Origin of the sequence: Vibrio sp. 10N.239.312.C11, assembly GCF_041466065.1 — a bacterium.
In the GTDB taxonomy this organism is placed as follows: Bacteria; Pseudomonadota; Gammaproteobacteria; order Enterobacterales; family Vibrionaceae; genus Vibrio; species Vibrio tasmaniensis_A.
Genome location: NZ_JBFSRZ010000022.1, coordinates 15,949 through 29,969, shown reverse-complemented (window position 1 = coordinate 29,969; position 14,021 = coordinate 15,949). Strand labels below are relative to the sequence as shown.

Below are 14,021 nucleotides of genomic sequence, written 5' to 3'. Positions count from 1 at the left end.
CCTATGGCTATCCACCTAATCCAACCGTTGTTTATCTCACCCAAACGTGATTTACACACCTTTGTGATCAGCCATTGCTATTCAACCATCGAGAAGTTAATCGCCTCTGGTCTCGCCTTACCAGTCCAGAACATCTTCGCAGCCACGTTCTCAGCAAGCTCTAAGTAATGACGCGTGTGTTCACTGTCTGGACGACGTATAACGGTTGGGCAACCTGCATCAATATCTTCCCGTACATCAAGGTGCAGCGGAATTTGCGCTAAGATATCGAGGTAAAACTCTTCTGACATGGCTTCCGCGCCACCAGCGCCAAAGATATGCTCTTTCTCGCCACAGTGGCTACAGATATGGTAGCTCATGTTTTCCACTAAGCCTGCCACTGGCACGCTCACTTTATCAAACATCGCCACACCTTTACGCGCATCGGCTAATGCCAAATCTTGAGGGGTGGTCACCACAACCGCGCCCGTCACTGGGATCTGCTGCGAAAGCGTTAGCTGAATATCACCCGTACCCGGTGGCATGTCGATAACAAGGTAATCCAATTCTGGCCATACGGTTTCATTCACGAGCTGACCTAACGCCTTAGCCGCCATTGGACCACGCCAGATAGCTGCATCATCTTTTGATACAAGGTAACCGATAGAATGCGTAAAAATGCCGTGCGCCTCGATTGGCATCATCCATTTGTTGTTCTGCACTTCTGGTTTTGCGTCTAGCTGACCGAGCATCATCGGCACAGATGGACCATAGATATCCGCATCCAACAAGCCCACTTTTGAACCTGACTTAGATAACGCAAGCGCAAGGTTTACCGAAGTTGTCGATTTACCCACCCCACCCTTTGCCGACGTCACGGCGATAATGTTCTTAACGCCCTTCAAAGGTGTCGCGACTGTTGTTTCTAGCGCAGACGGCTTCACTTTTACTTCAAACTGAAAAGCGCTAACAAGTTGCTGTTCAATCTGGGAGTGGATCCACTGTTCCAGTTCAACCGCGAGCTGATTGGCAGCAAAAGGCAAGGTAATAACAAATGACCCACGCGGATCAACCGATACAATATTTTGGTGTAGCGCCCACTCTGGGATGAGGATTGGTGACTCGAACTCATTCAACCATGAACAGAAATCTTGCTTAGAAGTAAAGTTACGCATTGGGGCTCCTTTTTTTATTTATGCTATCACCCACGAGATGAAGACTGAACCCCTAAAAAACTAGGGGAATCCTTTGTCTGATACCTTGGCGTATCACACGTTATAAAGTAGTATTACCTCTCAAAATTTATACCTATCAAAAAAGCGAATTATTAAGTATGGCAACTGATCCAAGACAACTTTTGGTAACTTGTGCGCTTCCGTACGCTAACGGCTCTATTCACCTTGGTCATATGCTTGAGCATATCCAAGCTGATATCTGGGTTCGATACCAGCGTCTACGTGGCAACACTGTAAACTTCATCTGTGCTGACGATGCTCACGGCACGCCAATTATGCTTAAAGCTCAACAGATGGGTATCACGCCAGAAGAGATGATCGCTGCTGTTAGTGAAGAGCACCAAAAAGACTTCGCTGGCTTTGATATCAGCTTTGATAACTACCACAGCACACATAGCGAAGAGAACCGTGAACTGGCTTCTCACATCTATCTCGAACTTAAAAAGAACGGCTTCATTTCTAGCCGTACTATTTCTCAGCTTTTCGATCCTGAGAAAGAGATGTTCCTACCAGACCGCTTCGTAAAAGGTACTTGCCCTAAGTGTAAGTCAGAAGACCAGTATGGTGATAACTGTGATAACTGTGGTGAGACATACAGCCCAACTGAGCTAATTAGCCCTAAATCAGCGGTTTCTGGCGCAACTCCAGTAATGAAAGATTCTGAGCACTTCTTCTTCGATCTGCCTCAGTTCGAAAGCATGCTAAAAGAGTGGACTCGTTCTGGCTCTCTACAGAATGAAACTGCAAACAAAATGCAGGAATGGTTCGAGTCTGGCCTGCAACAGTGGGATATCTCACGTGATGCACCTTACTTCGGTTTCGAAATCCCAGGCGAGAAAAACAAATTTTTCTACGTTTGGCTAGACGCTCCTGTTGGCTACATGGCTTCTTTCAAGAACCTATGTGACAAGCGCGACGATCTCAACTTTGACGAGTACTGGAAGAAAGACAGCACAACTGAGCTTTACCACTTCATCGGTAAAGACATCGTTTACTTCCACAGCCTATTCTGGCCTGCAATGCTAGAAGGCGCTGGTTTCCGTAAGCCAAACAACGTATTCGTACACGGCTACGTAACGGTGAACGGTGCGAAAATGTCTAAGTCGAAAGGCACATTCATTAAAGCAAGTACGTACTTAAATCACCTAGACCCTGAGTGTCTACGCTACTACTACGCTGCGAAACTAAACAGCCGTATCGATGACCTTGACCTTAACCTTGAAGACTTCACTCAACGTGTAAACGCGGATGTAGTAAACAAGATTGTTAACCTAGCGTCTCGTAACGCAGGCTTCATCACTAAGCGTTTCGAAGGCAAGCTTTCTGCTGAATTTGCAGAACCAGAACTTTACAACGAATTCGTTGCTGCTGCAGAGCGTATCGGTCAGCTATACGAAACTCGTGAGTTCAGCCGCGCTATCCGTGAAATTACTGCACTAGCTGATAAAGCTAACCAGTACATCGACGAAAAAGCACCTTGGGTTCTTGCAAAAGAAGAAGGTAAAGAGAAAGAGCTTCAAGAAGTTTCTTCTGTCGGTATTAACCTATTCCGCGTGCTAATGGCTTACCTGAAACCCGTTATGCCAGAGCTTGCGGCTCGCACTGAGGCTTTCCTAAACGAAGAACTAACGTGGGAAGCGATTGCTACACCGCTAACTGATCACGAAATCACTAAGTTCAAAGCGCTGTTTAGCCGTATTGATCCGAAGAAAGTGGAAGCAATGATCGAGTCTTCCAAAGAAGATGCAGCCGCAGAAGCAGCTGCGAAAGAAAAAGCAGAAGCTGAAAAAGAGCAAGCAAGCCAAACTGAGCTAGACAAAGAGCCAATCGCAGACGAGATTGAATTCGATGCCTTTGCAGCAGTCGATATGCGTATTGCTCGTATTATCTCATGTGAAGAAGTACCAAAAGCGAACAAGCTACTGAAGTTCCAACTGGACATCGGTGGTGAAACTCGCCAAGTATTCTCTGGTATCAAGTCAGCGTACAAACCTGAAGAGCTAGAAGGCAAGCTAACTGTCATGGTAGCAAACCTTAAACCTCGTAAGATGAAGTTTGGTATGTCTGAAGGCATGATCCTAGCTGCTGGTCCTGGTGGCAGTGACTTGTGGATCCTTGAACCACACGAAGGTGCTCAACCTGGCATGCGTGTAATGTAGCTCTGGCTTCAGTCAGATAACAAGCACTCATAGCGAAATCCCTAATGCACTTTTAACTTGAATGAGTTGATAAGCATTGGGGATTTTTTATATCTACCGAAAATAAGCGTTCTCTGTTAGAGTCGCCGTCAACTATGCTATGTAGAGTAGAAATTTGTTTGCCGACAATAACGGGCTAACCAACACCTTTTACTCTTCAAACCCTTTTTAGGAATCCCCAGTGACTAACAACGAAATCTTGCGTCGTATTCAACACGCGCTAAACCTTAAAAATGCACAGATCATTAAAGCTATCGAGCAAGCTGATGTGACCGTTGCTCATGACCAAGTGATTAATTGGCTAAAAGACGACAACGACAAGTCATGCTCTAAGATGAAAGATAAAGAGTTAGCGGTATTCCTAAATGGTTTTATCAATATTAAGCGTGGCAAAAAAGAAGGTGTTCAACCTAAACCTGAAGTTGCTCTGACTAACAACATGATTTTCATGAAGCTGCGTATTGCGTTGAACATGAAAGCAGAAGATGTATTAGATATATTAGAAGTGGTAGGCATCAGCCTAAGTAAGTACGAGATTGGTGCCTACTTCCGTAAGCCAGAGAACAAGAACTACAAAGTATGTGAAGACCAACTACTTTGCGATTTTCTAAATGGCGTGCAATTTACTAACCGTCCAGACTCAGAAGAGTTTGCAGGGTAAGTTACTGCCTATTGATACGTTTTCACCAACTATCAATAAATAAAAAGCGGCGAGATAATTTGATTATCTCGCCGCTTTTTCGTTTCTTTACGTCGTTTACTCAATAAGTAAAACAACCGAACAATACTTTTATGAAAAGACTTAGCTGTCGTCTTCAGTAAAGTTTGTCGGTAACGTTGTCTTCATCTCGTTCCAAATCTGTGCGCTTGCGATACCGTAGTTACGAATCACAAGTGGTAAATTCTCACGCTCACCGCTTTCACAAATAACAAACAAGTTTTTGTAGAACTCCATGGCTAAACGACGAGCTTCTGGGTTAGAGAAGTAGTAGCTGCCAACACGGTCGTACAACTTACGAACACCATTGAAGATCAGGCCATAAATTTGGTTACCTGAATGGAATGCTAAACGTTGGAAAAGCATGTAATCGTAGAAGTTAAAAGTTTTAGCAATTAAGATCGTTTGACGCTTCGCTTCATCTTTTTCTACGTCTTCTTTCACCGATTGTTTGATCTTGTCAGCATATGGCGACGATTCTAAGAATTCATCCCAAGTAGGTGCCGCAAGTAAAGATTCACAAGATTCAATTACGTTAGTAATCGTACGCTCTGAAGCCTCTTTATTTGCTTTGAATGCATAACGCATAAAGATAGGGCTGATGTTAGTACGAGCAGCAAGCAGGTCTTCTACCATTTTACTTGCGTTATCAACGTCCAACGTCATTAATGTATCAAGGATATGAAGACCTGACGTTTCCATAAACTGATTAACTTTAGTTGGCTTACCGTGTTGGATTGTCAACCAACCATCACGAGCAAGACGCTGAAGTACTTCACGAAGCGTAGTACGTGTAACACCAATCAGCTCAGAAAGCTCACGCTCTGCGGGCAAGATAGAACCTGGAGCGAAACGGCCATTCCAAATACTTTCAATGATATACTTTTCTGCAAATCCTGCCGGGCTCTTTGCCTTAATGACCATCTACACTTCAATCCAATTTAATTATTTTGTTCTAATTTACTCATCATACCACTAGTTAACACCCTGCGGAAATACCCCCAAAAAATTTTACTCACTCAAAACCCAAGTAGAGTTAAAACTCTAAAGTTCAGCACACGTTTGCACTCAAGGTTTGGATAGCAAGCGACTACAAACCATCATTTAAACAAACCATTAACACAACAAATTCTTTTTAAAATCAATGAGATTGGTCATATTTTTAAATCTATTAATTTGCAATATTAAGTTGTAATAATCATATATAAGCCGTCGTTATTCTGTAAATTTTAATCATTTCGCTGAAATATTGATTCTAGTCGGTTTTTATCACATTTTAAGTGGTATGCTTGCGCTACTTTGATCGCGTTTCTCAACAAAAAAGAGGTATTTTTAGTGCTACAGGGGTTTTCCTGTTGACTAAATGTTATCTAAGAGTAGAGTTGCGCTCAAAAATAAGCAGTGCTTGAGTTTCTAAGGGAGTGACTTGGCAAGACCACAGAACATTACATGGAATGTAGTTTTTCTAAGTCACTGTTAGTTATAGGTTTTAACTAAATCTACAGCTCGATTCTCAAAATGTTGTATTGCTTGTCTATTCATAATCAACATAAAAGAGTATTAACATGCCGATGTCTCTCGGAAACGCTTTTATCAAAAACTTCCTTGGTAAAGCTCCTGATTGGTATAAACTTGCCATCATTTCCTTTTTAATCATCAACCCGTTTGTTTTTTTCCTAGTTGACCCATTTGTTGCGGGGTGGCTATTAGTGGTTGAGTTTATTTTCACTCTAGCTATGGCTCTAAAGTGCTACCCTCTCCAACCCGGTGGCTTATTGGCAATTCAAGCCGTCGCCATTGGCATGACTAAACCAGAAATGGTTTATCATGAGCTACAAGCAAACCTACCAGTATTACTCTTACTCGTATTCATGGTTGCTGGCATCTACTTCATGAAAGAACTACTTCTGTTCATTTTTACGAAGATCCTGCTCGGTATCCAATCCAAAATTCTACTCTCTGTCGCTTTCTGTGTCGCCGCAGCATTCTTGTCTGCCTTCCTAGATGCGCTGACAGTAATCGCCGTAGTCATTAGCGTTGCAGTGGGCTTCTACTCTATCTACCACAAGGTTGCATCAGGTAAGGGCACAACGTCTGCGCACGATCATACTCATGATGAAGAGATCTCTGAGCTAACACGTGATGACCTTGAAAACTACCGCGCATTCTTACGTTCACTACTTATGCACGCCGGTGTTGGTACTGCTCTGGGTGGTGTAATGACCATGGTAGGTGAACCACAAAACTTAGTAATTGCTAAGCAAGCGGGTTGGGAGTTCGGTGAATTTATTATCCGCATGCTGCCAGTTACACTGCCTGTTTTCTTCTGTGGTATTTTAACTTGTGCACTTGTCGAGAAATTCAAAGTGTTTGGCTACGGTGCAGAGCTGCCAAATAACGTTCGCCAAATCTTAGTTGAATTTGACAACAAAGAACGCGCAAACCGTACAAAACAAGATGTAGCTAAACTATGGGTTCAGAGTGCAATCGCAGTTTGGCTTATTGTTGGCCTTGCGCTTCACGTCGCTGAAGTCGGTTTGATTGGCCTTTCAGTGATCATCTTAGCTACAGCGTTTACAGGTGTAATTGAAGAACACTCGATGGGTAAAGCCTTTGAAGAAGCACTGCCATTTACTGCACTTCTTGCCGTCTTTTTCGCGGTTGTTGCTGTAATCATCGACCAGGCTCTATTTAAGCCAGTAATCGATGCTGTACTTCACGTTGAAGATAAAGGCGCACAGCTCGCACTCTTCTACGTAGCCAACGGTATCTTGTCGATGGTTTCTGACAACGTATTCGTCGGTACGGTTTACATCAACGAAGTTAAAACAGCTCTGGTTGAAGGCGTCATCACTCGCGACCAATTTGATCTGCTTGCTGTTGCTATCAACACAGGTACCAACCTACCTTCTGTTGCTACGCCAAACGGCCAAGCTGCATTCCTATTCCTATTAACGTCAGCACTTGCTCCGTTAATTCGACTGTCTTACGGCCGCATGGTCATCATGGCTTTGCCATATACTCTCGTATTAGCACTTGTTGGCCTTGCCGGTATTGTGTTCTTCGTAGAACCGATGACAGCATGGTTCTATGATGCAGGTTGGATCATTCACCGTACGGGTGAAGTGGTAGCTCCAGTTATCTCCGGTGGCCACTAACCCGGACTTCTATCGCTAAACACAATAGGTGCATCTAACTAATCAAAAATATTAGTTGATTAGGAAACTTATCCAAGATAAAAAGCTCTGAGTAATCAGGGCTTTTTTATTTTATTGACAGGATTAAATTCGTGAACTTTTTTGCAATGCTCAAAGACTTCTCTAAGGGACGTTTATCTTGGCTTTTACTGCTGGCTTTTATTGTCTTTTTTGAAGCATGTGCTCTTTTCTTTCAGCACGTGATGATGCTTGGCCCTTGCGTAATGTGTATCTACGAGCGCGTTGCTATGCTCGCTATCGGCATCGCAGCAATGATTGGTGCTATTGCCCCGCATAATCCGATTTCACGTTGGCTAGGTCTACTTGGTTGGGGGTTAGGTGCGTATAAAGGGTTGATGCTTGCTTTAGAGCACGTTGACTACCAGTTTAACCCATCTCCTTTCGCTACCTGTGACCTGTTCGTGACCTTCCCTAGCTGGGCACCTCTAAACCAATGGGCTCCGTGGATGTTTGAGGCCTACGGCGACTGCAGCAAGGTTGTATGGCAGTTCTTAGAACTTTCAATGCCTCAATGGCTAGTGATTATCTTCGCGGGTAACTTGGTTGCTTTCGGTTTTGTAGTGATTTCTCAATTCGTTAAATCGAAGAATGACTAACAATTAGCACATCATGTTAAGAAACGAAAAAGTCGACATTACGTCGACTTTTTATTATCTATTAACAATGCAATTAAGATTTTTTACCACAGCACTGTTTAAACTTTTTACCACTTTCACACGGGCAAACATCATTTCGGCCGATGCCCTTAAACGGATTCACACTTTGAGATTTATTTCCGAGCATCGCTTCATCCGCTGCTAGCGCAACTTCTGTCACCATCAAATCGACTTGCCCGACGAGATCATTCAAAGTTGGCGGGGTTTCTAATCCAGCTGCTTTCATTTGCTCGATTGTCTGTTCTTCATCAATCGCCAGCATGAATGTTGTTAACATTGCTTGTAGCATGCGTAATGTGCCATCTGCGATTGACGTTTCCTGCCACTGTTCTTCAATCGTCGGCCAGACCATCATAAAACCTTCAGAAAAATCGGCTAGCTGTTCAGCAAAATTATCTGCATCAAGCACTTCTGTAAGCAAATATTCACTTCGCTGAATGAGGTTATGTTGGCGATTAATTTGCTCGGTGACTTGAGGAACGAAGTCCTGACCAGTTTCAGGAATAGCTATAGGTAACCAAGCCTCTGGATCAAGAGGTTTAGTTGCAAGGTTAGATGCAAATATAGCACCTTCTACAAACTGGGCTGTTACGTCGTTAATTGAGTCAGGAAGACTCAATAATTGATACTTCATATTACTTCACTAGTCGGTCAATTCTGTTGTCTCCATTATACCCACAAGGCTAACAATTAGTAATTATTCGTATAGCTCTATGATTAATTACACCTACCAGTAGCCACGCAAACATTATCTTTAGTTCAATTCAGCAAACTAAACTTATTTCATTTTGAAAATTTAAGTTTGAAGTGTAAAAGAGTCATTGAAATATTTAGTTATATATAGAATACATTATGAAACAACACCAAAATGGTTTTACTTTGATAGAGCTAGTCTCTGTCGTCGTTATTTTAGGCATACTTGCCGTTACCGCAGCTCCTCGCTTTCTAAATTACCAACGCGATAGCCATGAAGCTATAGCTCAAGGTGCTTTTTCTTCTTTTCGAACTGCGGTTAACCTTTACCACTCACAGTGGCTTGTTGATGGAGAGCCTGATTTTAATCAAGATGTCGATTATGGTGAAGGCAGCGTTTATCCTTCATCGACTGGTTTTCCAATCGCTGTTGATCAACTACCGATTAATTCGGGGACTGCAATTAGAGGGAGTGACTGCGCAAGGCTTTGGCGGGCGCTCATGAATACTGACCTCACCGTTAGAGATCACGGTAGCTCAGTATTCCCTTCAGAAGAACCGATCGTTGCTTGGTATACATCAGATCCAAGCTGCTATTACTACTACACTGATGGTTACTCGCTAGGCGAAGATTTACCAAGGCTCAACTACTTCCCTCTAACCGGTGAAATAACTGTTACGTCAGATTCACCTAGCTCATAGTGACAAGCTTTTAACTTGCCCGTACAATCACGCGTCTTAATTTTCGATCCATTCAGTTTCGGTAAAGCAAATGCGAGTAATACTTGGCCCTATGGAGGGCGTTTTAGACCATCTAATGCGTGAAATTCTCACAGAGATCAATGATTACGATCTCTGTGTGACGGAATTTGTGCGCGTAGTTGATCAACTTCTTCCTCCGCATGTTTTTCACCGTATTTGCCCTGAATTGCATCAAGGCTCTCAAACCATGGCTGGTGTTCCAATCCATCTCCAGCTTCTAGGACAACACCCAAATTGGATGGCCGAGAATGCTTTTCAAGCTGCTAGTTTAGGCGCTAAAGGCATTGATCTTAATTTTGGTTGCCCTGCAAAAGCGGTAAACAAAAGTAATGGCGGTGCGTCACTGCTAAAAGAACCAGAACTCATCTATCAAGTGGTGAAGTCTTGTCGAGATGCGGTGCCAGCACACATTCCCGTATCTGCAAAAATTCGATTGGGTTGGGAGCACCCGGAAGAGTGCTTTGAAATTGTCGACGCTATCGAACAAGCAAAGGCAGACGAACTCACTGTGCATGCAAGAACCAAAGTTGGCGGCTATAAAGCCAGCGAAATTAAATGGGATTACATCAATCAAATAAGAGAAAAAACGTCTCTACCTTTGATTGCTAATGGGGAAATCTGGAACTATCAAGATGGTCAAGATTGCATAGAAGCCACTGGCGTCGATTCATTGATGGTCTGTCGTGGCGCTTTCAACATTCCAAATCTTGGCAACGTCGTTAAGCACAACCACCCAAAAATGCCGTGGAATAAAGTCATCGAACTTTTGCTACGCTATTCAGAGTTTCAAATAAAAGGGGACAAAGGCATGTACTACCCCAATAGAGTGAAGCAGTGGTTTGTTTATCTAAGTAAAGGCTACCCTGAAGCGAACGAACTATTTAAAGAAATTCGCACTTTCAAGAAAGCGCCACCTATTGTGGAGCGCCTTCAGCGTTATCAAGAGGAACATCGCCAAACTGTGTGAGTTAGTTCCCCTTCTTCTCTAACATAGAAGTTCAATAGCGTGGTTAAAATACGATGCGGTCTTTACCTGTCGTCTTAGCCACGTACAACTTTTCATCCGCGTGTTTGAATATCTCTTCAAAGCTTAGGTTATTATGCTCAGCTTCAGTAATACAAACACCACCAGAGACAGTAAAACCATTAGGTACAATGTTAGCTGAGTTTGCACAGACAGCATTTTTAACACGCTCTAATGTCCTCATTAACGTTTCACGATCATCACCTTTAAGATAAACGACAAACTCTTCACCACCAAACCTTGCTGCTACATCACTACTTCGAATGCTATTACTTATCTGGCGGGACATGTAGCGAATAACATCATCCCCTTTGTCATGCCCAAAGGTATCATTAATCAACTTGAAATTATCAATGTCAAATACAGTCAAGGCGAATAACTGGTCATGCTCCACACTGCGCCAAAAAGCTTCCAATCCTCTGCGATTTAGCAGCCCGGTCATCGGATCTTTAGCTGCTAGCTCTTTGAAGTAACCACGTTCAATATTGGAGTTAACGAAGAAAAAGAGCGTTACAGAGAATAGATATACGATGATAGCGACAATCAGACTGTCTTTCTCGTAGACAAAAAAGTGCTCTACCTCTTTGGCAAAATCTAATTCGTAGTACATCGCGTGATGAGAGGTGACTCCTTCCAGTTGTATCGCGCGATAGAAAGTAGCGCTATCAACCGGATTAACCAAGGTGGTATCAATAATATCGATTCTACCGGCTAAGTGCTCATTCGAACTCGCAAGCAATTTACTGGCGTCAATCTCAACAGAAAGCATTCCTTGATGTATCCCCTTATGAAACACCGGAATCGTCATGCTTATCATACGGTCAAGAGAGTCAAATCGATACGCAGGACCCGTTAAAGTCAATTGTTCTGGATTGTTGGCGGTTCTTTGCCAATACGGGCGGCTTTTTATGGTCGAAAGTAGTTCTTTCCCTAGCTCTTTAGCAAAGTCTTCTGGCGAAGAGATCACATACCCACGAGTATCAATAAAGTGTACGCCGTTGTGATATTCATCAAGCTGGGACAAAAATGAAAGAATTGGCGCGAGAGCAATTTTTTCTGACGCACTTTTATAGCTATCACTGGTTTCATTACAAAGGGGTTCTTGACCAACCAACATATAGTCGATATCGACAGAGGGGATATCTGCGGTTTTTCCGTCAGCAAGAAGTAATACGTCAATGGGCCAAATTCGGCAAAGACCATCAACCACTTGCTTATTGTGATCAAGGAAAAGAGGGTTTCCTGATTTGTAGTAATTAGAGAAGCTGTAATCTAGAGCGGTAACAATTTTGGTCGTTCGTTTAAACACTTCTTCAATACGCTGAAACTCACTGCTGATGTCTTTTTCAACCGCATCAAAATAATTTTTTCCTATCAGCCCAAGTAACATGGTCGCGATCACAGCGGGAAAGCCGAAGACAAAGGTAAGGCTAAAGTGCCTATTTACTTTCATAGAATGTGCTCTTAGCGCTCAGTTATTTTCATTAGTTCCATTAATATTATGACATTAATCGACAGCCCTCTCGATGTAAAATAATGTAAGTTGGTATTAACGATGCACCTATCGGGTAAATAACTACTTAAAAATGAATAAAATAGATCGCAGCTAATGGTGAGAGTCGACTAATGTTGTTCATTATGATGGTTTAAGTCCCTGTTAACAAAGTGACTTATCAAACATGATTTTTTTGATGTAAATACCTATTAACGACTGACTATCGCACGATCAACCACAGACTTAGGTAGCGTCAAACCAAGCATACGAGCGGCATCTAGGTTAACTACCAACTGAGAGCTTTGAGCCGTTTTAACACTCAACTTCCCTGGTTTTTGTCCGTCCAAAATAGCGGCCACATAATCAGCGGTCTGCACCCCAACGTCATAGTAATCTAGACCTAACCCAGCTATTGCTCCCTTGCCAACATAAGACGTTGCTCCTGCAACCACGGGTGTGCCAGCTTGGTTTGCTGCATTTATAAGTCCTTCAATACCGCTTGCCACCGTGTTATCGGTTAGCGCGTAGATAACATCAGATTTTTTAGCCACGGATGCTGTTTTTTCTTCTACATCATCGATAGTCAACGCTTTAGCAGTATGCAAAGTAAAGCCAAAGTCTCGTGTAGACTGCTTTAACAGCCCTACTAAAGCAACAGCATTTGCCTCTGCTGGGTTATAAACCACACCGACTGAAACTGCATTGGGGAGTAGCTCTTTAATAAGAGATACATGTTGGGAAATAGGTGATAAGTCAGAAAGGCCCGTGACATTTCGTCCCGGCTGCTCCAATTGTTTAACAAGTCTTGCTCCGATAGGGTCTGTCACCGCGGTGAACACAATCGGGATCGTTCGAGTCGCTGAAACCAACGCTTGAGAGGTCGGTGTCGCGATGCCAACTAATACATGAGGGTTCTCACTAACTAACTCTCTGGCTATTTTTGCTGCCTGAACGGGATTGCCACCAGCCATTTCATAAGAAAACTCTAAATTTTTACCCGGTTCGTAACCTTTTGCTCTCAATCCTTCAAGAAGCCCTAGACGCGTCGCATTCAGATCTGGATGGTCGACAACTTGTGAAACCGAAACTTTGGCAACGTTCGCCATTACATTGCTTGTCCATAGCAACAACAGACAACTTACGACCGCTGCCAATACCTTTTTTACAGAACTCATTATCGCTCCCTGAATCAAGCTCTACTCATTATTGCTCGCTCAAAGAGAACAACATCACTATTGATATTATCACCAGTAACCATTGATAACTTGAAGTTATATTTAACAAAAACACAACAAGGCTCGAAAAATGCGTGAAATAGCGAGAGGCAGAATTTGAAAGGTAAGAAACTACATGAGTAGTAAGAGAAAAAAGAATGAGGGGAGCGGGATAAATAAAAACGAAGTGAAAATATTAAAGTCAAACCTGAGAACAAACCATCAATGAAGAATAGTTGCTCTCAGACAAGAGGAGAGTTGAAACTCATTAGAACCAACGTTCCATTGAGGATTTATCTAGCTGACGAAATGCGCGATTTAAAATGATCGCCAATTCTTTATAACGAGGGCGCGACTTCATTGGCTCTAACGCAAAACCCGTTTCCGTGATCTTCTCGTGAAGTTCGCGATACCACGATACTAGCGCAGGTGGAAGTTGTGTGTTTGAGCGATTACCTAACCACCACATGCCTTGAAGCGGTAAGCTGATTGCAAACAAAGCCATGACCACTGCTTGTGGCATCGCTTGATAATTATTAAAGACCATTTGTGTAAGAACACTAATAGCAGCTATCGCTGGCATCACTTTCACGCCAAAACGCGTCGCTTTGATAATGCGCTGTTCAGGGAAGATCGAGTTTAACTCTTTGCGGACGGGCCAGAGATCCATGTACTTTTGGCCATCTTTTAAACTACTCGCTAAACCAACTCTATTGCTCATATGAGTCTCCCATTAAAAAAAAGTTGAAACCATCAACTAAAAACACAAAAATTTGACGAAAAATAATATTCTTTCAAATTTTTTTGTTATATTTGCACAATATCGCTA

12 protein-coding genes are annotated in these 14,021 nt (G+C 42.8%); 6 read left to right on the top strand and 6 right to left on the bottom strand.

Annotated features, from left to right (window positions below; all coding sequences use genetic code 11):
- Positions 1 to 77: 77 nt before the first annotated feature.
- The gene (gene apbC, locus AB6D07_RS11520) at positions 78 to 1,154 is read right to left on the bottom strand and encodes an iron-sulfur cluster carrier protein ApbC (RefSeq protein ID WP_372091353.1); all 1,077 of its coding nucleotides are present in this window, start codon (positions 1,152 to 1,154) and stop codon (positions 78 to 80) included.
- Between the two features lie 158 nt (positions 1,155 to 1,312).
- Here apbC and metG point away from each other — a divergent pair, with 158 nt between their 5' ends.
- Positions 1,313 to 3,373: a methionine--tRNA ligase gene (metG, locus tag AB6D07_RS11515; protein WP_017102828.1), complete on the top strand. Its 2,061-nt coding sequence runs from the start codon at positions 1,313 to 1,315 to the stop codon at positions 3,371 to 3,373.
- A 220-nt stretch (positions 3,374 to 3,593) separates the two neighbouring features.
- Positions 3,594 to 4,073, top strand: a complete 480-nt coding sequence (locus AB6D07_RS11510; RefSeq protein WP_017099045.1) for a DUF1456 family protein — start codon at positions 3,594 to 3,596, stop codon at positions 4,071 to 4,073.
- Positions 4,074 to 4,214: 141 nt separating this feature from the next.
- Here AB6D07_RS11510 and fadR read toward each other — a convergent pair whose 3' ends face one another.
- Entirely contained in the window at positions 4,215 to 5,054 is an 840-nt protein-coding gene (gene fadR, locus AB6D07_RS11505) for a fatty acid metabolism transcriptional regulator FadR (protein WP_009848622.1), read from the bottom strand.
- Positions 5,055 to 5,695: 641 nt separating this feature from the next.
- Between fadR and nhaB the strand changes: the two genes are divergently transcribed.
- Complete coding sequence (gene nhaB / locus AB6D07_RS11500) at positions 5,696 to 7,288, top strand: Na(+)/H(+) antiporter NhaB (RefSeq protein ID WP_009848623.1); 1,593 nt, start codon at positions 5,696 to 5,698, stop codon at positions 7,286 to 7,288.
- A gap of 131 nt (positions 7,289 to 7,419) precedes the next feature.
- Positions 7,420 to 7,944: a disulfide bond formation protein DsbB gene (gene dsbB / locus AB6D07_RS11495; protein ID WP_009848624.1), complete on the top strand. Its 525-nt coding sequence runs from the start codon at positions 7,420 to 7,422 to the stop codon at positions 7,942 to 7,944.
- 73 nt (positions 7,945 to 8,017) lie between these two features.
- Here the strand turns inward: dsbB and AB6D07_RS11490 are convergent, their stop codons facing one another.
- Positions 8,018 to 8,638, bottom strand: a complete 621-nt coding sequence (locus AB6D07_RS11490; protein ID WP_012603553.1) for an SEC-C metal-binding domain-containing protein — start codon at positions 8,636 to 8,638, stop codon at positions 8,018 to 8,020.
- Positions 8,639 to 8,856: 218 nt separating this feature from the next.
- On the opposite strand from AB6D07_RS11490, the gene AB6D07_RS11485 reads away from it, so the two are divergent.
- On the top strand, positions 8,857 to 9,399 hold the full coding sequence (locus tag AB6D07_RS11485) for a prepilin-type N-terminal cleavage/methylation domain-containing protein (RefSeq protein ID WP_009848626.1): 543 nt from the start codon (positions 8,857 to 8,859) through the stop codon (positions 9,397 to 9,399).
- A 70-nt stretch (positions 9,400 to 9,469) separates the two neighbouring features.
- Complete coding sequence (dusC, locus tag AB6D07_RS11480) at positions 9,470 to 10,426, top strand: tRNA dihydrouridine(16) synthase DusC (protein ID WP_017099046.1); 957 nt, start codon at positions 9,470 to 9,472, stop codon at positions 10,424 to 10,426.
- Positions 10,427 to 10,469: 43 nt separating this feature from the next.
- On the opposite strand, the gene AB6D07_RS11475 is transcribed toward dusC, so the two are convergent.
- From AB6D07_RS11475 to yfbV, 3 genes are all read right to left on the bottom strand, one after another.
- Complete coding sequence (locus AB6D07_RS11475; protein ID WP_017102829.1) at positions 10,470 to 11,936, bottom strand: sensor domain-containing diguanylate cyclase; 1,467 nt, start codon at positions 11,934 to 11,936, stop codon at positions 10,470 to 10,472.
- Positions 11,937 to 12,187: 251 nt separating this feature from the next.
- Positions 12,188 to 13,153 carry an ABC transporter substrate binding protein gene (locus tag AB6D07_RS11470; protein ID WP_017099048.1) on the bottom strand — a complete coding sequence of 322 codons (966 nt, stop codon included), beginning with the start codon at positions 13,151 to 13,153 and terminating at the stop codon, positions 12,188 to 12,190.
- Positions 13,154 to 13,460: 307 nt separating this feature from the next.
- A complete protein-coding gene (gene yfbV, locus AB6D07_RS11465) occupies positions 13,461 to 13,913 on the bottom strand; it encodes a terminus macrodomain insulation protein YfbV (protein ID WP_009848630.1) in 453 nt (150 codons plus the stop codon).
- Positions 13,914 to 14,021: the final 108 nt, after the last annotated feature.

Excerpts from the sequence above, each read along its gene's own strand:
- apbC (WP_372091353.1), bottom strand. The coding sequence starts at position 1,154 with ATGCGTAACTTTACTTCTAAGCAAGATTTCTGTTCATGGTTGAATGAG.
- metG (WP_017102828.1), top strand. The coding sequence starts at position 1,313 with ATGGCAACTGATCCAAGACAACTTTTGGTAACTTGTGCGCTTCCGTAC.
- fadR (WP_009848622.1), bottom strand. The coding sequence starts at position 5,054 with ATGGTCATTAAGGCAAAGAGCCCGGCAGGATTTGCAGAAAAGTATATC.
- nhaB (WP_009848623.1), top strand. The coding sequence starts at position 5,696 with ATGCCGATGTCTCTCGGAAACGCTTTTATCAAAAACTTCCTTGGTAAA.
- AB6D07_RS11490 (WP_012603553.1), bottom strand. The coding sequence starts at position 8,638 with ATGAAGTATCAATTATTGAGTCTTCCTGACTCAATTAACGACGTAACA.
- AB6D07_RS11485 (WP_009848626.1), top strand. The coding sequence starts at position 8,857 with ATGAAACAACACCAAAATGGTTTTACTTTGATAGAGCTAGTCTCTGTC.
- dusC (WP_017099046.1), top strand. The coding sequence starts at position 9,470 with ATGCGAGTAATACTTGGCCCTATGGAGGGCGTTTTAGACCATCTAATG.
- AB6D07_RS11475 (WP_017102829.1), bottom strand. The coding sequence starts at position 11,936 with ATGAAAGTAAATAGGCACTTTAGCCTTACCTTTGTCTTCGGCTTTCCC.
- AB6D07_RS11470 (WP_017099048.1), bottom strand. The coding sequence starts at position 13,153 with ATGAGTTCTGTAAAAAAGGTATTGGCAGCGGTCGTAAGTTGTCTGTTG.
- yfbV (WP_009848630.1), bottom strand. The coding sequence starts at position 13,913 with ATGAGCAATAGAGTTGGTTTAGCGAGTAGTTTAAAAGATGGCCAAAAG.